The 23,484-nt window shown below is 65.4% G+C and carries 19 protein-coding genes, 1 other RNA gene and 1 pseudogene; 16 read left to right on the forward strand and 5 right to left on the reverse strand.

Features of this window, described 5'->3' with window-relative positions; translation table 11 throughout:
• Nucleotides 1-677: 677 nt before the first annotated feature.
• The 6 genes from FLG15_RS06235 (at nt 678) to rplS (ending at nt 4,814) form a co-directional block, all read left to right on the forward strand.
• Nucleotides 678-1,748 carry an NAD(P)H-dependent flavin oxidoreductase gene (locus FLG15_RS06235; protein WP_057686997.1) on the forward strand — a complete coding sequence of 357 codons (1,071 nt, stop codon included), beginning with the start codon at nt 678-680 and terminating at the stop codon, nt 1,746-1,748.
• Nucleotides 1,739-2,536, forward strand: a complete 798-nt coding sequence (locus FLG15_RS06240; RefSeq protein WP_057680052.1) for an aminotransferase class IV family protein — start codon at nt 1,739-1,741, stop codon at nt 2,534-2,536. Before FLG15_RS06235 ends, FLG15_RS06240 begins: the two co-directional genes overlap by 10 nt.
• A 96-nt stretch (nt 2,537-2,632) precedes the next feature.
• Nucleotides 2,633-2,890 carry a 30S ribosomal protein S16 gene (rpsP, locus tag FLG15_RS06245; RefSeq protein WP_003484223.1) on the forward strand — a complete coding sequence of 86 codons (258 nt, stop codon included), beginning with the start codon at nt 2,633-2,635 and terminating at the stop codon, nt 2,888-2,890.
• 43 nt (nt 2,891-2,933) lie between these two features.
• On the forward strand, nt 2,934-3,446 hold the full coding sequence (gene rimM, locus FLG15_RS06250) for a ribosome maturation factor RimM (RefSeq protein ID WP_017158014.1): 513 nt from the start codon (nt 2,934-2,936) through the stop codon (nt 3,444-3,446).
• 57 nt (nt 3,447-3,503) lie between these two features.
• Nucleotides 3,504-4,262, forward strand: coding sequence for a tRNA (guanosine(37)-N1)-methyltransferase TrmD (trmD, locus tag FLG15_RS06255; protein WP_057680058.1), 759 nt, complete (start codon nt 3,504-3,506; stop codon nt 4,260-4,262).
• A gap of 144 nt (nt 4,263-4,406) precedes the next feature.
• On the forward strand, nt 4,407-4,814 hold the full coding sequence (rplS, locus tag FLG15_RS06260; protein WP_003484215.1) for a 50S ribosomal protein L19: 408 nt from the start codon (nt 4,407-4,409) through the stop codon (nt 4,812-4,814).
• 254 nt (nt 4,815-5,068) lie between these two features.
• Here rplS and FLG15_RS06265 read toward each other — a convergent pair.
• Nucleotides 5,069-6,562 (reverse strand): annotated as a pseudogene (locus FLG15_RS06265) (MATE family efflux transporter).
• Between the two features lie 375 nt (nt 6,563-6,937).
• Between FLG15_RS06265 and FLG15_RS06270 the strand changes: the two are divergent.
• From FLG15_RS06270 to FLG15_RS06285, 4 genes are all read left to right on the forward strand, one after another.
• Nucleotides 6,938-7,013, forward strand: a non-coding RNA gene (locus FLG15_RS06270) — sX9 sRNA.
• 73 nt (nt 7,014-7,086) lie between these two features.
• Nucleotides 7,087-7,782, forward strand: coding sequence for a helix-turn-helix transcriptional regulator (locus FLG15_RS06275; RefSeq protein ID WP_057680054.1), 696 nt, complete (start codon nt 7,087-7,089; stop codon nt 7,780-7,782).
• A gap of 58 nt (nt 7,783-7,840) precedes the next feature.
• Nucleotides 7,841-8,497 carry a glutathione S-transferase family protein gene (locus tag FLG15_RS06280; RefSeq protein ID WP_150145696.1) on the forward strand — a complete coding sequence of 219 codons (657 nt, stop codon included), beginning with the start codon at nt 7,841-7,843 and terminating at the stop codon, nt 8,495-8,497.
• Between the two features lie 224 nt (nt 8,498-8,721).
• On the forward strand, nt 8,722-9,129 hold the full coding sequence (locus tag FLG15_RS06285; RefSeq protein WP_057680056.1) for an RNA-binding S4 domain-containing protein: 408 nt from the start codon (nt 8,722-8,724) through the stop codon (nt 9,127-9,129).
• A gap of 121 nt (nt 9,130-9,250) precedes the next feature.
• On the opposite strand, the gene katG is transcribed toward FLG15_RS06285, so the two are convergent.
• The 4 genes from katG to mutS all read right to left on the reverse strand — a co-directional run bounded on the left by katG (nt 9,251) and on the right by mutS (nt 15,469).
• Nucleotides 9,251-11,497 (reverse strand): catalase/peroxidase HPI, encoded by a 2,247-nt coding sequence (gene katG, locus FLG15_RS06290; RefSeq protein ID WP_057686996.1) that lies wholly within the window; start codon nt 11,495-11,497, stop codon nt 9,251-9,253.
• A gap of 428 nt (nt 11,498-11,925) precedes the next feature.
• On the reverse strand, nt 11,926-12,540 hold the full coding sequence (locus FLG15_RS06295; RefSeq protein WP_057686995.1) for a DUF937 domain-containing protein: 615 nt from the start codon (nt 12,538-12,540) through the stop codon (nt 11,926-11,928).
• Nucleotides 12,537-12,776, reverse strand: a complete 240-nt coding sequence (locus tag FLG15_RS06300; protein ID WP_139790903.1) for a hypothetical protein — start codon at nt 12,774-12,776, stop codon at nt 12,537-12,539. The genes FLG15_RS06295 and FLG15_RS06300 overlap by 4 nt, the downstream gene beginning before the upstream one ends.
• Before the next feature lie 71 nt (nt 12,777-12,847).
• Entirely contained in the window at nt 12,848-15,469 is a 2,622-nt protein-coding gene (gene mutS / locus FLG15_RS06305; protein WP_150145698.1) for a DNA mismatch repair protein MutS, read from the reverse strand.
• Between the two features lie 1,370 nt (nt 15,470-16,839).
• On the opposite strand from mutS, the gene FLG15_RS06310 reads away from it, so the two are divergent.
• The 6 genes from FLG15_RS06310 to FLG15_RS06335 all read left to right on the forward strand — a co-directional run bounded on the left by FLG15_RS06310 (nt 16,840) and on the right by FLG15_RS06335 (nt 23,182).
• Entirely contained in the window at nt 16,840-17,367 is a 528-nt protein-coding gene (locus FLG15_RS06310) for a VOC family protein (protein WP_057678388.1), read from the forward strand.
• 79 nt (nt 17,368-17,446) lie between these two features.
• Entirely contained in the window at nt 17,447-18,538 is a 1,092-nt protein-coding gene (locus FLG15_RS06315; RefSeq protein ID WP_057678387.1) for a tryptophan 2,3-dioxygenase family protein, read from the forward strand.
• Complete coding sequence (locus FLG15_RS06320; protein WP_150145700.1) at nt 18,535-19,986, forward strand: FAD-dependent oxidoreductase; 1,452 nt, start codon at nt 18,535-18,537, stop codon at nt 19,984-19,986. Before FLG15_RS06315 ends, FLG15_RS06320 begins: the two co-directional genes overlap by 4 nt.
• Nucleotides 19,987-20,160: 174 nt before the next feature.
• Nucleotides 20,161-21,246 carry an aminotransferase class V-fold PLP-dependent enzyme gene (locus tag FLG15_RS06325; RefSeq protein WP_232782269.1) on the forward strand — a complete coding sequence of 362 codons (1,086 nt, stop codon included), beginning with the start codon at nt 20,161-20,163 and terminating at the stop codon, nt 21,244-21,246.
• Entirely contained in the window at nt 21,243-22,034 is a 792-nt protein-coding gene (locus FLG15_RS06330; RefSeq protein ID WP_057678385.1) for an SDR family oxidoreductase, read from the forward strand. The genes FLG15_RS06325 and FLG15_RS06330 overlap by 4 nt, the downstream gene beginning before the upstream one ends.
• 11 nt (nt 22,035-22,045) lie before the next feature.
• Nucleotides 22,046-23,182, forward strand: a complete 1,137-nt coding sequence (locus FLG15_RS06335; protein ID WP_057678384.1) for an aminotransferase class I/II-fold pyridoxal phosphate-dependent enzyme — start codon at nt 22,046-22,048, stop codon at nt 23,180-23,182.
• The last annotated feature ends 302 nt before the right edge of the window (nt 23,183-23,484 follow it).

Consider the following 23,484-nt stretch of genomic DNA (forward strand, 5'->3'; position numbering starts at 1 on the left):
GCCCTTGTGCCGGCGTGGCACACCACATCGAGGCGGGTGGTCGTTCCGGCAGGTCTTGCTCTCTGGCGGTGCATCGCACTGGTTGTTGCGGGTGTCGACCGCCTATTGCTCGCGCACTGCAGGCGTGCGAGCGGCATTGTTCGCCGCTGAAGACGTGGGCGACGCCACCAGTACCGCGCAGGCGATCGCTCGCCTGCTGCAGCTCGACACAACAACCTAACGCGGCCTCCAGCAAGCCGTGCGCCATGTCGCCGTGCCCAAGTGGCGCCGCCACATCGTGGACGTGCTGTCTTAGGAAGAAGTGGGCCGGAGCCGGAACATGCGTGGCGAGCGCAACACCGGCCAGCTGCACGCAGCGTACCTGTCGTGCCGATGGCGATTGCTGCCTGGCTTGCGCTATGCGAGCCGCCGGCGCGGTGCCCCCAACCGGCTTCGGCGTTTATCGATCAGTGCTTGTGGCGCGCTTCTCTATAGCGTCCGCAGCGCCGGCGTACTTCGCGTCGGAGACTGTCTGGGTCGAAGAGTCATACCGGCAAGCATGCCGATACCGGCGCATGCGCAGAGAACATCTGCTACGCAGCCATCAGCCGGGCGCCGCAGGTGCTCGTGCCTGTGCCGGCATCGGCGTCCCTGCGTCGCGGTTACCATGTGGCATCTCATGGTGCGCGAAGTGATTGATGACCAGGTTTTCCAACGTCGATGCCTTTCAGCAGCGCTTTGGGCTGCGCTTGCCGATCCTGCTCAGCCCCATGGCCGGCGCCTGCCCGGTGCCATTGTCGGCGGCGGTCGCCAACGCCGGGGGCATGGGCGCGATGGGGGCCGTGTTATCGCAGCCGCACGACATCGTGGCGTGGATGGCCGCATTCGGTGTGGCCAGCGCAGGGCCTGCGCAGGTCAATCTATGGATTCCCGACCCGGCACCTGCGCGCGATGCGGCGACCGAAGCGCGGCTGCGCGCGTTTCTTGCGCAGTGGGGGCCCCCGGTGCCGGAGACAGCGGGCGACGCGACACCTGCCGATTTCGACGCGCAATTGGACGCCTTGCTCGCCGCGCGGCCAGCAGTTGCCTCATCGATCATGGGTATCTTTCGGCCCGATCAGGTGGCACGTCTCAAGAATGCCGGGATCGCCTGGTTCGCCTGCGCCACCACATTGGACGAAGCCCTTGCGGCGCAGGCAGCAGGTGCCGATGCAGTGGTTGCGCAAGGGGCCGAAGCCGGTGGTCATCGCGGTGCGTTCGAGGCCGGCCGCGCCGCGCAGCAGATGACCGGACTATTGGCGCTGTTGCCGCGCCTGGTCGATCGTCTCGATATCCCGATCATCGCGGCCGGCGGTATCGCCGATGCGCGCGGCATTGCGGCGGCGCTGACGTTGGGCGCAAGCGCGGTGCAGATCGGCACCGGTCTGCTACGCACCCCCGAAGCTGCATTGCCGAGCGCCTGGGCCGACGCGTTATCTCAGGCAGAGCCGGAGCACACCCAGCCAACCCGCGCATTCTCGGGTCGGTTGGGGCGCGCGCTGGCCACACCGTATGTCAGTGCAGCAAACGCTGCAGACGCACCACCACCTGCGCCATACCCGGTGCAGCGCGGGCTCACCGCACCGATGCGCCAGGCGGCCGCGCGCGACAATCGTCTGGATGCAATGCAGGCCTGGGCCGGCCAATCGGCCTGGATGGCGCCTGCGCAACCTGCTGCGCACGTCGTGACGCAGTGGTGGGAACAGGCGCAAGCGCTGCTGTGCCGTTGATCTTCTGCAATGGCGTAGCCGCCACCGCGCAGCAGCTCAGTGCTGCGGCGTTGAACAATTACGGCCACTTCACCACGCTGCAGGTGCGCGACAACGCTGCGCTTGGGCTGGACCTGCATCTGCAGCGTCTGCAGCACGACAGCGCAGCCTTGTTTGGTGCTGCCGTCGATATTGACGCCATTTGCGCGCAGTTGCGCATTGCGTTGTCGGGTGCCGGCAGCACCGATGCGAGCGTGCGCATCACGGTGTTTTCGCAGGATTTCGACCTGCGCGATCCAGCGCGCGCCGTCGCACTGGATGTGTTGATCGCGCTCTCGCCCGCCGCGCAGACGCCCGCCACCGCTGTGCGCGTGCAGCCGGCCAATTACGTGCGCGAGCAGCCGCTGTGCAAGCACGTCGGCACCTTTGCGCTGCTGCAGCTGCGCCGTCAGGCACTGCTTGCCGGGTTCGACGATGCGCTGCTGATCGATCCGCAAGGCCGGCTCGTGGAGGGTGCATTCTGGAATCTGGGCCTGTGGCAGCAGGGCAGGGTCGTGTGGCCACAGGGGCCGGCCTTGCCCGGCACCCGGCAGCGTCTGCTGCAGGCCGGGCTGCAGGCGCTTGGCATCGAGCAGGACACGCGCCCGGTCGCGCTGGGCGAGCTCCACGCATTCGATGGCGGCTTCAGCTGCAATGCGCGCGGGCAACAAGCGTTGGCGGCGGTCGGGTCTGTGCAGTGGCCGGACGGCGCCGCCCAGCTGGCGGTTTTGGAGCGGGCCCTGCAAACCCAGGCCTGGCAAGCGATCTGAGCGATTCAGGGGCGGCTTGGCTTCGCCGCCGGAGCCCGCTATAATCGCCGGCTTACCGCGCCACTCTGGCGACTGGGCAACTAGGAAAACAACACCATGGTCAAGATCCGACTGACCCGCGGCGGCGCCAAGAAGCGTCCGTTCTACCACATCATCGTGACCGACGTGCGCAGCGCGCGCGACGGCCGCAACATCGAGCGCCTGGGTTACTACAACCCGGTTGCCCAGGGTGCAGAACCGCGCATCGTGCTGGACGTCGCACGCGTCGACCATTGGGTCGGCAACGGTGCGCAGCTGACCGACAAGGTGCGTAACCTGTATCGCGAAGCCAAGTCTCAGGCCGCTGCGGCCTGAACTTGAGGGCCGGGTGTCGCCACCTGGCCCAGAGTCGACGCAGATGAAGCAGACCGAGCGCCGCATCCTGTTAGGCAGGATTGTCGGCGCTTTTGGTGTCAAGGGCGAGCTGAAGCTCGAATCCTGGACCGAGCCACGGACCGCCATCTTCCGGTATCAGCCGTGGATCGTGCGCGCGCCGTCCGGACAGGAGTCGGTGGTCAGCGGCGTGCGTGGGCGCGATCAGGGCAAGAATCTGATTGCGGTGTTCCCTGGCGTCACCGACCGTGACACGGTCGAAGCCATGCACGGGACTGAAATCTACGTCGCGCGCAGTGCCTTGCCGCCGCCCAAGCCCGACGAATATTACTGGGTGGATCTGGAAGAATTGCAGGTGGAAACCGTCGAAGGCGTCAAGCTGGGCACGGTGTCGCACCTGTTCTCCACCGGCTCCAACGACGTGGTGGTGGTGCGTGGCGATCGTGAGCGCATGATTCCGTTCGTGTTCCCGGATTTCGTCAAGTCGGTGGATTTCGAAGCCAACTTGATCGTGGTGGACTGGGATCCGGATTTCTGATCGAAGCCATCCGCTTCGCTCTTGCCTTACCCATTGCCGATTCCCGAATCCCTGCCAGTGCGCATCGACGTCATCAGCCTGTTCCCCGAGTTCATCGCGCAATGCGCGGCGTTCGGCGTGGTCGGGCGGGCGCAGGAGCGCGGCTTGCTGGAATTGCACGGCTGGAATCCGCGCGAGCATGCGCAGGGCAACTATCGCCGCGTGGACGACCGTCCGTTCGGTGGCGGGCCCGGCATGGTGATGTTGATCGAGCCGTTGCGGGCCTGTCTGGGCGCGGTGCAGGCCGCAGACGCGCGGCCAGCGCCCGTGATCTACCTCAGCCCGCAGGGGCGTCCGCTCACGCAGGCGCTCGCACGCGAGTTGGCGCAGTTGCCGCGCCTGATGTTGTTGTGCGGTCGCTATGAAGGCGTGGACGAGCGCTTTTTGGCGCAGGCGGTGGATATGGAAATCTCCATCGGCGATTACGTCTTGTCCGGCGGTGAACTAGGTGCCGCAGTGCTGGTGGACGTGGTGGCGCGGTTGCAGGACGGCGTATTGAACGACGCCGAATCTGCCGCCCAGGACAGTTTCGAAGGCCCGCAGGGCCTGCTCGATTGTCCGCATTACAGCCATCCGGCGACCCACGCATGGGGCGATGTGCCCGATGTGCTGCGGTCGGGCAACCATGCGGCAATTGCGCGCTGGCGCCGGAAGCAATCGCTGGGCCGGACCTGGCTGCGTCGTCCGGACCTGCTCGACGAGGCGGGGCTGGAGAAGAACGATCGCCGTCTGCTGGACGAGTTTCGCCGCGAACTCGCCCCGGACGACGAGAAATAATGGCTCACCCCTAGCTCTTGCAAGATTGATTGGGGTACAATATGCGGCTCGCTGGCCAGCCTTGCGTCTGGCCCTCCTACGAACCTCGAGCAATCGCCGTGCGGCGACTGCCGGTCCAATATCACCAGACACGCGGTGCCCACCATGAGCAAACTCAACAAGACCATCCTGGCTGACTTCGAAGCCGCCCAGATCCAGCGCAAGCTGCCGGAATTCAACCAGGGCGACACCGTTGTGGTGAACGTCAAGGTAAAGGAAGGCAACCGCGAGCGCGTGCAGGCCTATGAGGGCGTGGTGATCGGTACCAAGAATGCCGGCCTGAACTCCTCCTTCACCGTGCGCAAGATCTCGCATGGCTTTGGCGTGGAGCGCGTGTTCCAGACCCACAGCGCCATCATCGACTCGGTCGAAGTGAAGCGTCGCGGTAAGGTGCGCGCCGGTAAGCTGTACTACCTGCGTGGTCTGGAAGGCAAGGCTGCCCGCATCAAGGAAGATCTGGCCGCCGCTGCGCAGGCCAAGGCTGCTCGCCAGGCTGCTGCCAAGGCGGAGTAAGCCCCATTGGCGGGCCTGTCCCGCCACTGCCAAACAGCCGCCTTCGAGCGGCTGTTTGCGTTTGTGGGAATGCCTGTTCGATTGCGGCATCCACGCATGCTGCACACCGCGCCTTGAGCGAATGCGTCCAGCAACCCGTGCTCTCGATCAGGGTGGTCGAGGTATGGAGGCTGGCCACCCTGATCCCACGACGGTTGCAAGCGCATGCACCCGCGGTGGCTGCGGACCGGACGGTACGCCTGCGGCAAACGCGACTAACGCTGCGGCGTCCGCGGTAATTGCTGTCCGCCTAGTGCATCGGTGAGCGGGGCCGGGTCGGCGACCGGCGAGGCCGGATGCGCCGGCACTTCCGCTGCTGCCGCAAGTTCCGACGGATGCGTGGGTGCGCTCAGCATGCGCGCCTTGCGCCAGCCGCCCCAGCGGTAGTACGCCAGCGACAGCAGCATCGAACAGGCCGAACTGATCGGAAAGCTCCACCACACCGCATCGGCCCCCAGATGCGGCAGCAGCACGTTGGCCAATGGCACGCGCACGCCCCATAGCGAAAACGCCAGGATCAACAACGGCGGAATCACCGCACCGGTGGCGCGCACCACGCCCGAGACCACGAAGCTGACACCGAACAGCAGGAACGACCAGATCGCAATGTGGTTGAGGTGCCGGGCAACCTCCAGCGTGGCGCTGCCTTCGGGCAGAAACAGGGCCAAGGTCCAGCGATCGAACAGGATCAGCAGCACGATCAGCAGGCCTGTCATCAGGAAATTGGCGGCGATGCCGGTACGTGCGACCGCATCCACGCGCGACCACAGGCCGGCACCCACATTCTGGGCGGCCATCGACGAACACGCTGCGCCCACCGCCATGGCCGGCATCTGCACATAGTTCCATAGCTGCAATCCTGCGCCGAATGCGGCAGCGGTTTCGGTGCCGAAACCATTGACCAACGACAACATGGCGATCATCGACAGCGAGATCATCACCATCTGCAGACCCATCGGCACGCCTTTGACGATCAACGCGCGCAGGATGGCTGGGTCGATGCGAAACAGCCGCACGTCGCTCCGGCCTAGCCACAAGACATGGCGTTTCTTGCGTAAATACACCAGCAACCCAGCCAGTGCGACGACCTGCGCGATCAACGTGGCCCAGGCCGCGCCGGCAATGCCCAATGCCGGAAACGGGCCGATACCGAACAACAGCAGCGGGTTGAACACGATATCCAGCAGCACCGACAGCAACAGGAACCGGAACGGCGTGCGTGCATCGCCGGTGCCGCGCAAGGCGGCCGAGAGGAACGCGAACAGATACAGCGTGGGCATCGCCAGGAAGATCACCCGCAGATAGTCTTCGGCCAGGGTTTGCGAGGCGGCGGGCGTGCCCATGGCGCTCAGCAAATGCGGCGCCAGGTACCAGCCGAGCACGGCGATCACGGCCGACAGCCCGCCGAAAAAGCTCGCGCTGGTGCCCATCACCTTGCGCGCCTAGGCGATATCGCGCGCGCCCATCGCCTGGCCGATCAGGATGGTCGAGGCCATGCCGATGCCGAACACCGAGCCGATCAGGAAGAACATGATGCTGTTGGCATTGGCCGCCGCGGTCAGCGCTTCTTCGCCGAGATAGCGGCCGATCCAGATCGCGTTGATCGATCCGTTGAGCGACTGGGCGATGTTGCCGGCCATGATCGGCAGTGCGAACAACAGCAGATTCTTGCCGATCGGGCCTTCGGTCAGGACAGCGGATTTGGGCATCGCAGTCGTATCGTCGCGCAGAAGGTGCGGACACTAGCATTGCCCGGGTGAGCCCGAATGCAGCGCATGCGGCGAGGCGGCGTGGGGCGCGCCGATCGTGGAGCACGCTGCGCGCCTTGTCTGGCAGCGGCATGCAAAGCAGCCGCAGGCGTGTGCCTGCCTAGGCAATGCGGCAGGCGGGCCTGGCGAGGACTGGGGATGCAGGTCTGGGCTGGCCGCAGCCATGGTCGGACGTGGTCGCCGGCTGGCCTGCCGATGCGCCGGCCGATCGCTGCATCGCAGTTGGACACCTATGGATGCGCCCGTTCGTCTAAGAACGGCTAACAAAACTACTGCGCAGCCGCCAGGCGGGCGCGGCCGGTGCTCGGAATCCTCATGTACCACCCGTACACTCCGGTTCCTGCGCGCCGTCCGCGTCCACCTGACAGCTGCTCGCTACGTGTTGTTAGTCGCTCTAAGACCCGAATGCGCGAGCGCCATGCGGCCCAAAGTAGCAAGGACGCAAAGCCCACTATGCTGTCGCGATGGAAATTCGTGCGACCCGTTTGCTGCATCTGCTCGACGCCCTGCGCGCACGGCGTCGGCCCGTGGCCGGTGCCCAGCTCGCCACTGCGCTGGGCGTCAGCCTGCGCACGTTGTACCGCGATATCGCCACCTTGCGCGCGCAGGGCGCCGACATCATTGGCGATCCCGGGGTGGGCTACGTGTTGCGTCCAGGCTTCCTGCTGCCGGCACTGAATTTCACCGAGGACGAACTGGAGGCCCTGACCCTGGGCGCGCGCTGGGTGGAGCGCCAGGCCGATCCGGAACTGGCGCAGGCAGCGCAGCGCGCGGTGGCGCGTATCACCGCCACGCTGCCCGGCAACTTGCGCGCATCGATCGAGACGAGCGGGCTGCTGGTGCCCGCGGCCGATGCCGCGCAACCGCCCGCACCGTGGCTGCCGATCCTGCGTCGCGGCATCCGGCTCGAACACGTGCTGCGGGTGGACTACGCCGATGCCGAAGGTACTGCCTCGCAACGGCGGGTCTGGCCGTTCGCGATGGCCTTTCTCGGCGGCTACGGCATGATCGCCGCGTGGTGCGAATTGCGCGGCGATTTCCGCCACTTCCGTGCCGACCGGGTGCTGGCCCTGGCCGACGACGGCGAACGCTATCCCTCGCGCCGGCATCTGCTGATCAAGCGCTGGCGCGCGGCGACCGGCTACGGAGCCGACTGCTGACAGCACCTGTCAGCAAGGCAGGACCAGACTGCAGGCTGTCCACCACCGAAGTCTGCCCATGTCCACCGAGATCGTGCTCCACACCCACCCATTGTCACGCGGCCGTGTCGCCCGCTGGATGCTGGAGGAAACCGGCCTGCCGTACCAGGCGGTCATCCTCGACTACGGCACCACGATGAAGGCGCCGGACTATCTGGCGATCAACCCGATGGGCAAGGTGCCGGCGCTGCGTCATGGCGACACGGTCGTTACCGAGAATGCGGCGATCTGTGCCTACCTGGCCGACCTGGTGCCGGAGCGGCACCTGGCGCCGCCGCCGGGATCGCCGGCGCGCGCCGATTATTACCGTTGGCTGTTTTTCCTGGCCGGCCCAGTGGAGGCGCTGCTGACCGCGAAGGAAAGCGGCGTGCTGGCACCGGCACGCAGCGCCGGCTACGGCCACGAAGCGGACCTTCTGCACACCCTGGAACAGGCGGTCGCGGGCCGCGAGCATCTGGCCGGCGACCGCTTCAGCGCGGCCGACCTGTACATGGCGGCGGTGGTGGGGTTCTACACGCGTACCGGCATGCTGGAACCGCGCCCTGCGTTTACCGCCTTCGCGCAACGGCATGCCGCCCGGCCTGCGGTGCTGCGCGCCAACGTCGCCGACGACGCGTTGATCGCGGCGCATCCAAACCCGGACATGCCGCGCACCGTGGCCACAGCGAACACCTAGCGGAGGAGGGCATCCGCCGGCGGTGACGCCCTGCGGTGCAGGCCAGGTCGGGCCTGGTCCTGCCCGCTTGAGTTTCGCAGCCGTTGCCCAAACATCGGGTGTGGCGCACGCCATTGGCGAGGACGACGCCGGCAACCACGCTGGCGTCTGCGCAAGATCGCAGCATTGGCACGCATGCAATGCGTACTGCGCGAGCCACCGCACGACACGAGACCGCAAGACGAATGAATCTAGAGCTGGAGCAGGCGATGACGGTCAGGCTGGATGTCTGGCTCTGGGCAGCGCGCTTTTTCAAGACGCGCAGCCTGGCCAAGAACGCAGTGGAGACCGGCAAGGTCGACGTGGCCGGCCAGCGTCCAAAGCCGTCGCGCGCGCTGCGCAGCGGCGAACAACTGCGTATCGACCGCGGCGGCGAAATCTTCGAGATCACCGTTGCCGCGCTCAGCGATGTACGCGGCCCGGCGCCGGTGGCGCAGGCGCTCTACATCGAGAGCGACGGTTCGCGCGAGGCCCGCGCGCAATGGCGCCTGCAGCGCGCTGCCGAGCGTACCGGCTACCGTGCGCCCGAGGGTAAACCGGACAAGCGCGCGCGCCGCCTGATCACGGCATTGGGCGATATCGACGCGTTGTAGCGCGCTGTCGCAACAAGCGCTCATGCAATAGACCCCGCAAACGCAAACGCCCCGTTGATCGGGGCGTTTGTGTGCGGGCTCGCGCACCTGCGTGTTGGCAGGTGCGCATGAGTGAAGACGCTTAGGCCAGATCGAAGCGATCCAGCTGCATCACCTTGGTCCAGGCAGCAACGAAGTCATGCACGAACTTCTCCTGCGCATCGGCGCTGGCATAGACCTCGGCCACTGCACGCAGGATGGAGTTGGAGCCGAACACCAGGTCCACGCGCGTGCCGGTCCAGCGAAGTTCACCGGTACTGCGGTCGCGGCCTTCGTAGGCATCCTTCGCCTCCGAGGTGGCCTTCCACTCGGTGCGCATGTCGAGCAGGTTGGCGAAGAAGTCGTTGCTCAATACACCGGGGCGGCTGGTGAACACGCCATGCTTCGAGTCGCCGACATTGGCGCCCAGCACGCGCAGGCCGCCGACCAGCACGGTCAACTCCGGTGCGGTGAGGGTGAGCAGCTGGGCCTTGTCGATCAACAGCGCCTCGGCCGGCACTGCGTAGCGGCGCTTGGCGAAGTTGCGGAAGCCATCGGCCACCGGTTCGAGCACGGCGAAGGATTCCACATCGGTCTGTTCCTGCGACGCATCGGTACGGCCGGGTGCGAACGGCACGGTGACCTGGTGGCCGGCGGCCTGCGCCGCGTGTTCGACCGCCGCATTACCGGCCAGCACGATCAGGTCGGCCAGCGAAATCTTCTTGCCACCCGGGTGCGCGGCGTTGAAGTCGGCCTGGATGCGTTGCAGCGTCGCGAGCACCTTGGCCAGTTGCTCGGGCTGATTGGCCTGCCAATCCTTCTGCGGGGCCAGGCGGATGCGCGCACCGTTGGCGCCGCCACGCTTGTCCGAGCCGCGGAACGTGGAGGCAGACGCCCACGCGGTGGACACCAGCTGCGCCACGCTCAGGCCCGAGGCCAGGATGGTCTGCTTGAGCGCGGCGGCATCCTGCGCGTCGACCAGGGCGTGATCGACCGCCGGCACCGGGTCTTGCCAGATCAGCTCTTCGGCAGGCACGTCCGCACCCAGGTAGCGTGCGCGTGGGCCCATGTCGCGGTGGGTGAGCTTGAACCACGCGCGTGCGAAGGCATCGGCGAATTGTTCGGGATGCTGCTGGAAACGCCGCGAGATGGCTTCGTACGCGGGGTCGAAGCGCAGCGCCAGATCGGTGGTCAGCATCGTCGGGCGATGCTTCCTGGAGGCGTCGTGCGCATCGGGAATGACGGCGTCGGCGTTCTTGGCCACCCACTGGTGCGCGCCGGCCGGGCTCTTGCTCAGCTCCCACTCGAAACCGAACAGATGGTCGAAGTAGTCGTTGCTCCACTGCGCCGGCGTGGTGGTCCAGGTGACTTCCAGGCCGCTGGTGATGGTGTCGGCGCCCTTGCCGCTGCCGTAGCGGTTATGCCAGCCCAAGCCCTGGCTTTCCAGTTCGCCAGCTTCGGGTTCGGCGCCCACGTTGTCGGCCGGGCCGGCACCGTGGGTCTTGCCGAAGGTGTGGCCGCCGGCGATCAACGCCACGGTCTCTTCATCGTTCATGGCCATGCGCGCGAAGGTGTCGCGGATGTCGCGTGCGGAGGCGATCGGGTCGGGGTTGCCGTCCGGGCCTTCCGGATTGACGTAGATCAGGCCCATCTGCACGGCGGCCAGCGGGTTTTCCAGGTCGCGGGTATGCGGCACCTGGCTGTCGTCGTCCTTCACCAGCACCCCGTGCGCTTCGTCCACGCCGGGCGAGCCGCGCGAATAGCGGTCGTCGCCACCCAGCCACTTGGTTTCGCGACCCCAGTACAGATCCTGATCCGGCTCCCAGGTGTCTTCGCGACCGCCGGCGAAGCCGAACGTCTTGAAGCCCATCGATTCCAGCGCGACGTTGCCGGTAAGAATCATCAAATCGGCCCAGGAAATGGCCTGGCCGTATTTCTGCTTGATCGGCCATAGCAGGCGACGCGCCTTGTCCAGGCTGACGTTGTCCGGCCAGCTGTTGAGGGGGGCGAAGCGTTGCTGCCCACGTCCGCCACCGCCACGTCCGTCGCCGATGCGATAGGTGCCGGCGCTATGCCAGGCCATGCGCACGAACAGCGGGCCGTAATGGCCGAAGTCGGCCGGCCACCACTCCTGCGAATCGGTCATCAACGCATGCAGGTCCCGCTTGAGCGCCTGCAGGTCCAGGCGCTTGAACGCGTCGGCATAGTTGAACGACTGGCCCAGCGGATTGGATTTGCTCGAATGCTGGCTGAGCAGATCCACGCGCAGCTGCTTGGGCCACCAATCGCGATTGGTGGTTCCGGTACCGACGACGGCGTGGTTGAGCGGGCACTTTGCTTCGGTGGTCATGGCAATACCTATGTGCAAGGGCACTTGGGGAGCTGCGTGCCGAAGGTTGCAGACACGTGCTGTTGGAGTCGAAGTGGCGGATGGGGCTTAAGGCTGAGTCATCGGGGCTGCGGGAAGTTGCGAGCGATGCCGGCCTGGCGTGGCCGCTGTGTTCGTCGATGCTAGCGCCTGCCTGGAGGCCCGGAATAGGTCGACCGCGAGCGGGCAGAGGTGGCAGGGACACGCATCAGGCGGACTCATCACGGTGGCGTTGCGCACACGATATGGAGCATCGATCATTTGGTGAATTCGAATTATTCAACCATATCGATAGCGTGCCACTATGGATAGCACGCCGGTGCCCAACCGGCGTGCCGCATGCCGATTGCATGGGGGCAGGCCGTCATCCGCATCTGCAACTGGGGCCGCCGCCCGGTTGACCTGCTGGCTCAGCGTTTGCCGAACAGGCTGCCGCCCAGCTTCATGACATCGCCCAGACCCAGCTGCCCGTCGCCGTCCTGGTCCAGCACGCTGGCCAGTAGCCCGCCGGCACCGGGATGGCTGCGCGCCTGCTGATGTTCCTGTGCCAGCGCAGGCCCGAGCTGGCCGCTGGCTGCGGCATCGCCGCCCAGAAAGCGCTTGGCCAGATACGCCATCACGATCGGGGCAAGCAGCTGCAATAACTGACTGGCCTTACTGGTCTCCAGCCCGGTGGCCTGGCCCAGGCCGGCAGCGGCCTGCGGCGCCTTGTCGCCGAACAGATGGCCGACGATGCCGGCACCGTTGCCTTGCGCACCGGTGGCCGAACCGCCCAATAGCGAGCCGAGCAAGCTGCCGAGGTCTGGACTGGCAGCATGGTCGCGTTGCAGTGCGCCCAGCAACGCGTCGGTGCCACCGGCCTGCTGGCTATTGCGGCCCAGCGCCCCCATCAGCAATGGCAGCGCGGCCTGCACTGCCGACTGCGCCTGCTCTGGCGCAATGCCCAGGCGGCCGGCGAGTTGCTGCAGCGGCGGACCCTGCAATTGCGCGGCGAGTTGGTGGGTCAACGAAGCGGACATGATCATCGGAAGGTTTCCTGTCTGGCGAAGCGTTGCGGCAGGGTGCGCCGGTCACGCCGACAGATCAATCCAGCCAGCTGCACCCGAAGCGCTTTACGCACGGCACGATGCAGGACTTGGCAGCCCGCAACCATGCCGTCACCACTTCCAAAATCAGCGAACAAATCCCGCAACGCAGCATCAAAATCGATTTCCGATTCCTGCGAGGCAATGCATCCGCACACGCAGCAAGCGAAAGTCACGCAGCTACGCTCCTACGATTCCCGATTCCCGATTCCCGATTCCCGATTCCCGATTCCCAAATCCCGGCCCCTCAAAGCAACGCCTTCAACCGATACAGCGCCTCCAGCGCCTGCTTGGGGGTGAGCTCATCCGGATCCAGCGCCTGCAAGGCTTCCTGTGCAGCGGAGGAGGGGGCGGTGAACAGCCCGAACTGTTGCGGCGCATCCAGCGCGGTGGGCGCCATCTGCGCGCTGTGGCTTTCGCCGCCGCGTTGTTCCAGTTCCACCAAGCGTCGGCGCGCCTGCGTCACCGCCGCCTTGGGCAGGCCGGCCAGCGCGGCCACCTGCAGGCCGAAACTGCGATTGGCCGGGCCATCTTTCACTGCGTGCATGAACACCAGGCGCTCGCCGTGTTCGACTGCGTCCAGATGCACGTTGGCGATGCCACTGGCGCCGCCGGCATGCGATTGGTCGGCCAGCGCGGTGAGCTCGAAATAATGCGTGGCAAACAGCGTGTAGCAGCGATTGGTGTGCGCCAGATGGCGTGCGACGGCATCGGCCAGTGCCAGGCCATCGTAGGTGGAGGTACCGCGGCCGATCTCGTCCATCAGCACCAGCGACTGCGGCGTGGCGTGATGCAGGATGTAGCTGGTTTCAGCCATTTCCACCATGAAGGTGGACTGCCCGCGCGCCAGGTCGTCGCCGGCGCCGATGCGGGTGAGGATGCGGTCGATCGGCCCGATCACCGCACGGCTGGCCGGCACGTAGCTGCCGATATGCGCCAACAACACGATCAGTGCGTTCTGCCGCATATAGGTCGATTTACCGCCCATGTTCGGGCCGGTGATCACCAGCATGCGACGATCGCCGTGCAGGTCCAGATCGTTGGGTTCGAATGGTTGTTCGCGTACCGCCTCCACGACCGGGTGACGGCCGCGTTCGATACGCAGGCACGGCGCGTTGTCGAGCTCCGGTTGCGACCAATCCAGCGCCTGCGCGCGTTCGGCAAAGCCGGCCAACACATCCAGTTCGCTGAGTGCACCTGCGCAGCGCTTGAGACCTTCCAGCTCGGTGCCAAGCGCATCGAGCAGGCCTTCGTACAGCAGTTTTTCGCGCGATAGCGAACGCTCGCGTGCCGACAGCACCTTGTCTTCGAAGCTCTTGAGTTCTTCGGTGATGTAGCGCTCGGCGTTGGTCAACGTCTGCCGGCGGCTGTAGTGCAACGGGGCTTTGTCCGCCTGGCCCTTGCTGATCTCGATGTAGTAGCCGTGCACGCGGTTGTAGCCGACCTTGAGCGTGGCGATGCCGCTGCTGGCGCGCTCGCGTTGTTCCAGGTCGATCAAGAATTGATCGGCATTGGTGGACAAACGACGCAGCTCATCCAGATCGGCGTCGTAGCCGGTGGCGATGACGCCGCCGTCGCTGAGCTTGAGCGGCGGGATCTCGGCCACTGCGCTGATCAACAGATGCGCGGTGGCATCGTGCTCGCCGAGTTCGGCATGCAGCGTCTGCAGGCGCGGCGAATCCAACGGCGCCAGGATTGCGCGCACCTTCGGCAACAGCGCCAGGCCATCGCGCAAGGTGGAGAAATCGCGCGGCCGCGCCGAGCGCAACGCCACGCGGGTCAGGATGCGTTCCAGATCGCCGAGCGCACGGAAGGCTTCGCGCAGATCGGCATCGGCACCTGCATCGATCAACGTGCCAACCGCATGGTGGCGCTGCACCAGCACATCGCGCAGGCGCAGCGGACGGTGCAGCCAGCGCCGGAGCAGACGCCCGCCCATCGGCGTGACGGTGCTGTCCAGTACGCCGAGCAAGGTGTTGCGGGTATCGCCATCGACGCGCGTATCCAGCTCCAGATGCCGGCGCGTGGCCGCGTTCATCGAGATGGCCTCGCTGGCCACCTCTATCGCGATCGAGGTCAGGTGCGGCAAGCGCTGTTTCTGGGTCTCTTCGACATAGCCCAGCAGCGCGCCGGCGGCAGCCGTGGCGCAAGGTTTGTCGTCGATGCCGAAGCCCGACAGATCGTGCAATTTGAAGAACGCCAGCAGCTGTCGGCGTCCGCTGTCGGCATCGAACAGCCACGGCGGCCGGCGCCGCACGCCGATGCGCCCGCGCAGGAAGTCCGGCCAGTTGTCTTCGTCGGGCACCAGCAGCTCGGCCGGTTCCAGGCGTGCGATTTCCGCTTCCAGCGCATCGGCGCTGTCCACTTTGTTGACCAGGAAGCGCCCGCCGGCCAGATCGGCCCAGGCCAGGCCGTAGCCCTGCTTGCTGCGCGAGATCGCCATCAACAAGGTGTCGCGACGTTCGTCCAGCAGTGCCTCGTCGGTGACCGTGCCTGGCGTGACGATGCGCACCACCTTGCGCTCGACCAGCCCCTTGGCCAGCGCCGGGTCGCCGATCTGCTCGCAGATCGCCACCGACTCGCCCAGTGCCACCAAGCGCGCCAGATAGCCTTCATATGCATGCACCGGCACCCCGGCCATGGGAATTGGCGCACCGCCGGAGCTACCGCGCTGGGTCAGGGTGATGTCGAGCAGCCGCGCGGCCTTGCGCGCGTCGTCGTAGAACAGCTCGTAGAAATCGCCCATGCGAAAGAACAGCAGCAGATCGGGGTAGTCCGATTTGGCTGCGAAGAACTGCTTCATCAGCGGAGTGTGCTCGGGAGTACACGTGCTGGGCTTGGAGGTGTCTTTGGCGTTGGAGCTTTGCAAGAAGGTCTTCCAGAATCGGGGCGAGTTGGCGCAAACACGATGGGGGCACACCGCGCGAGCGACGCTGCGATGGTGCCCGCCCTCTCGGCGCTGCGGCGGCCGTGGGGCCATCAGCCTGCGAGCCGTCAGTTTAGCCGAGGAGTGGCCAGATCCTGGACTCTCGTTGGCGGCTGGCGCCCGCATCCCTGGGGAGCAAGGGTGTCTTGGTCGGTTCATCCGCGTGACATTCAGAGCTGCTGCCTCCGGGCGCTGCCCGGGCTCCCCTGTCGACGCGTCCCCGCGCTGCGAACATCGTTGGACGGCCCGTCGTTAAAGGAATGCGAGCCCGTCCTTGCTGCAGATCCACTGGTTGGGAGGCGATGACCACCCGTTGTCGCGACGCATGCAACTGCCGCCCGGCAGAAAAGGCGACGAGACCTCACACGGAAGCTCCACGCTCGCGCTGCGGCGCGGGCGACGACAGGCGCAATGGCAATGCACCCAGATGTGGGCGCCGGCGAAGGACTCGCTTGAGTGCCTTGACCCGACCACCGCTGTGAACGGATACGGACGATGACGCAATCGCGTTCGACCTGGCACGCTGCACGCGGCTGCATGTCATGGACAGGTACGGCCAGTGCGGCACGACGTCGGCGACATGGCCTAAGTCTAGTTGCTGCCAACTGACCGGACGCCCCGCAAGCGTGCCGATTCACCGACGCCAGCGTGCGCCACGCCGCAGCCGATTGGTATCGACATCCTACTGGCGGGCTGCGTGACTATTGGGCCAGGCGGTGACGTGCCAGGTCGCGATACCGATGCGTACACGCCCGCCGCATCGGTCAGGCAGCGGCCATGTCGCCGTTTGCGACGTCCGTTTCGTAGCGAGCGTCTGGCCAGTGCATGGAGAGACGAAACCTTCGACGACTTCGTTAGTAGTAAATAGGCGTAACAGCTATCAGATCATCGTCGGCATGCGATTTGGTGACGCGCAGCGCTTGCTTTGCGATGGGGAAGGATTTTTTTAATGGCCTGTGTGATCGCGATCAATCGCGGATTGTGAAAAAACTTACTCCGTGCTGGATTCCGAAAAACTGGTTGCCTTTCCATGATTGAAATTCTGGGCGCAATTGTGCAGTTTCGATATTAAAAAACATCTGGCGTTTGTCGCGACCTCACCAGACTCTTTCGCAGCAACGACACATACCGGTGTGATCGATGGGCATAGGTTTGCGCTCCGGGAATTGGCTGATTTCTCAAAAGGCTTGTCGACCGAACGCAAGCGAGCTAGCGCTCTCCTATGCCATCGGTTCCAGGTTTCGCGTTCGGTTGCAGCGTGATGTGCGGATGCCTGCATGCAGTGGTTCCATCCAATCGAGAGGCGCTAGGTCATGTTGAAAAAACTGCATCACGTCGGATACCGCTGCAGGGACGCCAGCGAGACCGTTGCGTTCTACACGCAGGTGATCGGCTTGAAGTTTGCCGCTGCCATGATCGATCACGTGCCGTCGAGCGGGGCACGTCCGATCAACAACAATATTTTCTTCGAAATGGAAGACGGCAGTTACATCTGCTTCTTCGACATCCTGGGAAGCGACGATGCAATGGTGCCGGTTGCCGATGACTGGGCGCAGCATCTGGCGCTGGAGGTAAGCGATGAGGCGCGTGCCGAAACGATCGCATCCAGGTTGCGCGCACACGGCACCCGGGTCGAGGGACCGGTGATCCATGACGTGGCCGGTGACGATACCCATGCCGAGCTCGCGCGTTCCTGGTACTTCCAGGATCCCAACGGACATCGACTGGAACTGCTGGTCAAGCCGGCCATTGCCCAGACTGGCATCTGGAGCGACTTGCAGAAAAATGCCTACGCCAATCTTGCCAGGTGGGAGCGTTTGAAGAGGAGCGCCGCCGCATGAGCGCCCTGCATTCACTCAGCGGCCAGCAGGCACTTCCGAGCGCGCCGCGGTGCACGTGACCGGAGCCGAGCGTGGCGCAATGAACTACTGGGACTACATCAGGGTGGAGCAATTATTGTCGCTGCAGGGCGGGCTGGGAGACGACGAGACGGCCGTCGGCAACGACGAGGCGCTGTTCATCGCAGTGCACCAGATCTACGAGTTGTGGTTCAAGCTCATCCTGCGTGAGCTCGGCTCGACACGCGACTTGCTGCAGGAACTGCAGCCGGACGACGAACGTATCGTCATCGCCGTTCGCTCGCTGAGCCGTGCAACGGCGGTGTTCGAGCAGGCCAATCTGCATTTCAAGCTGATGGAGACCATGACGGCGCGCGATTTTCTGGAGTTCCGCGGCCGTCTGGCGCCTGCCAGCGGCTTCCAGTCCGCTCAGCTGCGCGAGATCGAGGTGTTGCTGGGTCTGGAGGATTCCGACCGTCTCGCCACCGGGCAGGGCTACTCTTTCAAGGATGCCCTCAGGCTGCCCGATGGCGCCCTTTCGACATCGGCGCGCCGTCTCGAGGCGCGGATCGCAGGTGGTCCCAGCCTCAAACAAAGCCTGTACGCGTGGTTGGAACGTCTGCCGATCGCTGGATCGACCGATCCGGCGGTCGCCGAGCGGTTCGCGCAGCGCTATCTCGATGCCCTGCGTGCTGAAGGCCGCTGGCGCCTGAAGTTGGCGCAGGACAACGGGACGGCGCCGCAGGCCATCGATCAGCAACGCTCGCGATTGGCACTTGAAGACGCGCATGCGGCGGCCTTCCTGCGTGCAGAGGAAGATCCGTCGGCGCCGGCACACGTGCGTGCGCAGCGCCGTGGGGTGCGCACGGCCATGATCTTCGTGGAAAGCTATCGCGAGCTGCCGCAGATGGCCTGGCCACGCGAGCTACTCGAAGGCGTGATCGCGCTGGAACAGGCCATGCTGATCTGGCGCCAGCGGCATGCGCGGATGGTGGAGCGCTTCATCGGTCACCGTGCAGGTACCGGTGGATCGCCCGGGGTCGCTTACCTGGACCAGACCGCGCTGCAGTATCGCGTGTTTTCCGACCTGTGGACCGTGCGTTCGCTGCTGTTGCGCAAGGACTGCCTACCGTCGCTGGATGCTGTCCGGCATGGCGAGGACGTCACCCAATGAGAGGCAAGCACATTGCCGTGCTGGGCGGCAGTATCGCGGGGTTGACGAGTGCGCTGGCGTTTGCGCGCAGTGGTGCCAGGGTGACATTGATCGAGCGGGACGCGGTTGATGCAGCGCGTGTTGCAGAGACTGCCTGTGAGGCGTCGGTCAGCGACGGATGGCGTAAGGGTGTGCCGCACGCCAGGCATACGCACGCGCTGGCCGCGCTCGGGCGGCGGACGCTGCGGGAGCGTGCGCCGGACGTGTGGAGCGCATTGATCGCCGCAGGCGCCATCGAAATGCCCTTCGGTGCGCAGTTACAGGGCCTTGCCGCCACTCCGCGTTGCGACGATCCGGACCTGTTCGGGTTGTCGGTGCGTCGGGCCTTCGTCGAGACGGTGTTGCGGCCGATCGTGCTGGTCGAGCCAAACGTCACCGTGCTCGCGCAGACCGCGGTAAGCGGGCTGCTTGTTGAAGGGGAGGGGGCTGCGATGGTGCACGGCGTGCAGACCGCCAACGGCGAGGTGCGCGCGGATCTGACCATCGATGCGCTTGGCCGCAGGTCCGCGCTTTGCAAGTGGCTGCACGCCGCAGGTGCTGCAACGCCTTCGGAAACAGTTGAGAACTGCGGGCTGGCCTACTACACCCGCTGGTACCGCCTGATCCGTCGACCGGCGGTTCGCCTGGATGCAGGATTCTCGGCAGGTGGGTATGCCGCCACAAGCGGGTGCATCGTCTGTCCTGCGGACAATGGCTACGCGTCGATCACCCTGATGGTGCCGCAAGCCGACAAGGCGCTGCATGCGTTCGATGCGCCAGAGCTGTTCACCGCTGCGGCGCGGCAACACGCCGGCATCGCAGCGTGGCTGCAGCCTGGCGTCTGCGAGCCGGTATCGGACGTGCTGCGCTGGCCTGTCTGCGAGAACCGCTTTCGACACTTCATGGCCGATGGGCAGCCGATGGTGCTGGGTGTGGTCGCCGTTGGCGATGCGTTGTGCACGACCAATCCCACCTATACCCGCGGCATGTCGTTGGCGATGCGTCATGCGTTCGCGCTTGCCGATCTAGTGCAGCAAGACGGCTTGGACGATCCGCATCGCTTCGCGGCGCAGGCCGATGCTCTCGTGCAACAGTGGATTCGGCCGTGGCACGACGACAGCGTCCTGCAGGACCGTGCGCGCAGCGCGCTGTGGGCCGGTGCCCCATCCCCGCCGACGCCGCCGCAGGGGCAGATCACGCTACAGCAGATTGCCGCCGCTGCGCGCCATGACGCAGTGGTCTGGCAGGCACTGGCGCGCCGCACAGGGATGCTGGACCCACCCGATGCGATCTTTGCGCGTGCCAATGTGCTGGCGCGCGTGCGCGCATTGGGCGTGCAGCCCATGCCGCCATCGCAACCTGGCCGAGACGCACTGCTACAGCTCATCGACCGGCACCGCTCCGCCAACTGTGTCCACCCGCCTGCCTGATGACCGGGTCACCTGGAGTTCTTCATGCAACAAGCAACCTGGGGTCTGGACCGCAGTCCAAGCCCGTTTCGGAGCCACTTTGCGTTGGATCCCGACGTGCGCTGTCTCAATCACGGCATGTTGGGCGCCTGTCCAGTCATGGTCCTGCAACGGCAAGCCGAGCTGCGCGCGCGCATGGAACGTCAACCCGCGGCGTTTGTCCTGCGCGAACTTCCGCTGTTGCTGGACGAGGCTCGCCAGGCCCTGTGCGAGGTGATCGGCGCCGATCCCGAGGATCTGGCTCTTGTCCCCAATGTCACCACTGCGTTGAGCGCGGTGCTGCGCTCGCGTGTCTTCGTGCCGGGCGATGAGATCCTCACCACCGATCACGCCTATCTGTCCTGTGCCAATCTGCTGGATTTCATTGCGCGTTCCACCGGGGCCGTGGTGGTGGTTGCCAGGGTACAGGTGCCTGTCAGCCATCCCGATGAGATCCTCGATGCGGTGCTCGGCCGCGTGACCGCGCGGACACGCTTGGCGGTGCTGGACCACGTCAGCAGCCCCACCGCCATCGTGTTCCCGATCGCAGCACTGGTGCAGCGCCTGGATGCGATGGGCGTCGACACGCTGGTGGACGGTGCGCATGCACCGGGCATGCTGGCGCTGGATCTTCGCGCCATTGGGGCGGCCTACTACGCAGGGGATTGCCACAAATGGCTGTGCAGCCCGCGCGGCGCGGGTTTCCTGCATGTGCGAGGCGATCGCCAGCAGGGCCTGCATCCGGCAGTGATCAGTCGCGGTTACGGCGATACGGCGACACGTCGGCCGCGTCTGCATCTCGAATTCGACTGGCTGGGCACTTCGGATCCGACCGCGCTGCTCTGCATTCCCGCAGCGCTGCAGTTTCTGGCTGGGCTGCTGCCTGGTGGACTGGACGCGTTGTACGCACGCAACCACGCATTGGCCACCCGCGCAGCTGCGCGTCTTGCACAGTCGTTGCCGTTGATGCGCGTGGCGCCGGAGACGATGGTAGGCAGCATGGTGGCGTTGCTGATGGAGTGCCAAGCTCCGACGATCACCGCCGCCCAACTGCAGGATCGGCTGTACGACGCGCACGCGATCGATGTCGCCGTTGCCGCCTGGGCAACGCCAGCGGGGCAGTTGGTCCGCATATCGGCGCAGGCGTACAACACGCTGGACGACTATGCCCGGCTGGGCGAGGCCTTGGCTCACTGCCTTGCGGCACCAAGCGATGCCGAGACGCAAGGAGTGTTGGCATGAGCGTTCCCTGCTTCGAGAACAAGCATGTCGTGATCACCGGTGGCGCAGGCGGAATCGGTAGCGAGCTGATCAAGGTCTTTGCGCAGGCGGGGTGCAAGGTGACCTTCACCTATCGGCCGGGCGAAGACAGTCGCTTGCGCGCAGGCGCGCTGGTAAAGGCGAATGGCGCCGATCGAGTGGTTGCACGGGTCCTGGATGTTGGCGATCGCGATAGCCACGCCCATTTCATGCAGGCCCTGACCGAGCCTGTCGACATCGTCATCCATAACGCAGGTGTCGGCACCAAGACCGTGGAGCGTGCAGCGGCAAGCCACAAGGAACAGGACGAGGTGTTCTTCCGCGTCAATACGCTCGGGCCGTTGTGGTTGAGCGAAGATCTGATTCCCGGCATGCAGGCGCGCGGGCACGGGAAGATCCTGTTTATGAGTTCGGTGGATGGCGGCATCACACATTTCCCGCGCTTCCGTGCGGCCGACGGCATGAGCAAGGCGGCGGTGGCGTTCCTGGGCCGGCAGTTGGCTGCCACCTACGCGTGTACCGGCATCGATGTCTTCACCGTCTGTCCAGGCGCGACCGATACGCCGATGTTCCAGGCCAGTACCTTGAACGCGCTGTCGTCCGAGCAGAGGCAGGCGCTCGAAGCCTCGCTGCCGGGGGGGCGGTTGATCCATCCGCGCGAGATCGCCGATCTCTGCTTCTACCTCTGTCGCGAGGAGGCGCGCATCCTGCGTGGCGCGGTCATCGATGCATCGCTCGGCCTGGGTGTCTGCCCGGCCGTCATGGGATAAGGACCGCACGCATGCCTGTACCGTCGAACAGTTTCTGGGAGCAGTGGCTCATCGCGCATCGTGCCAAGCCCGAGGCCTGCGTGACCTACTCGTTGTCGCCCTCGCCGCCGTTGCAGCCGTTCCTGTCGCAACTGGATCCAGCGTCGTCGCTGGACTGGACAGGCGAGGACTATCAGGGCTTGCCCAGCTTGCGCGAGCGGGTGCTTGAGCAGTACGGCTATCGTCCGAGCTGCGATGTGGACGATGTGCTGATCACCGCCGGTGCGCAGGAGGCCAATTACCTTGTGCTGACGCAGCTGTTGCGTGCGGGCGATGAGTTCGTCATCGACGCACCGGGCTGGCAGCAGCCACTCGTCCTTGCCGAGCAGATCGGCGCGGTCGCCAAGCGTGTGCAGCGGACGGAAGCATCTGGCTGGGCGCTGGACATCGCGCAGCTCGAATCGCTGGTGAGTCCGAAGACCAAACTCATCTTCCTGTGCAACCCGAACAATCCCACCGGGCGGGTGGAAGATGCGCAGACGGTGCAACGCATCATCGCCGCCGCAGACCGGGTCGGTGCGTACATTGTGTCCGACGAGGTCTATCGTGGACTGGAGTGGACCGGGCAGGACACTCCGCGTATCGCAACGCTGTACGCGCGCGGCATCAGTACCGGTAGCGTCTCCAAACTGCTTGGTTTGCAGGGCTTGCGTACCGGGTGGATGGTGACGCGCGACCGCGCGCTGCTGAACGCGGCGATGGTGTTGCGCGAGAACACCAGCGAGATCATGAACGTGCTGGGGGAGCGCATCGCCGAAATTGCGCTACGACCGGAATACTTCGGGCCGGCGGTGGCGCACTCGCGTGCTGTCGGGCAAGAACGAATCGCGTTGCTGGATCGTTTTGTCTCCGGGCAGCCCGCGTTGACATGGACGTCGCCGCAAGCCGGGCTGCTGGGACTTGCACGCTTGCATTTGCCGATCGGTGCCGATGATTTCAGCAGGCAACTGCTGGCGCCGCCATACAACACGTTCGTGATGTCCGGTGGTGCGTATGCCTGCCCGCAGCATATGCGTCTTGGAGCCGGTGGGGTGTCGCTGCCGGAATTGGAGCTGGGGCTTGCGCGGATGGCGCAGTTATTGGCGTCTATTGCGCAGGACGAGCGATAGACCAGCGAACGCGCGTTCGTCAGCGCGGGTGCGCCTATTGCACGCATCAGAGGTCTGATATCGGATAAACCGTGACGTGTTCGATGTCCGTTTCCTCGTGGCGAGGGCGGGCCATGTCGACCCCGTCTCGATTTGCAGATGCGCCGCCTGGCACATCTTGGGCGTACATTCCGGGCCGGCCTTACTGGCGACATGCAAGGCCGGCGACTTGCTTAGCCGGCCTCATGGTCTAACCATTTGTTATCGAAGCGGTGAGCACATTCCCCGAATGGCGATCGGACGGACGGGGAAGGTGCGCAAAA

It is taken from the genome of Xanthomonas phaseoli pv. dieffenbachiae (assembly GCF_008639345.1).
GTDB classification, from domain to species: domain Bacteria; phylum Pseudomonadota; class Gammaproteobacteria; order Xanthomonadales; family Xanthomonadaceae; genus Xanthomonas; species Xanthomonas phaseoli.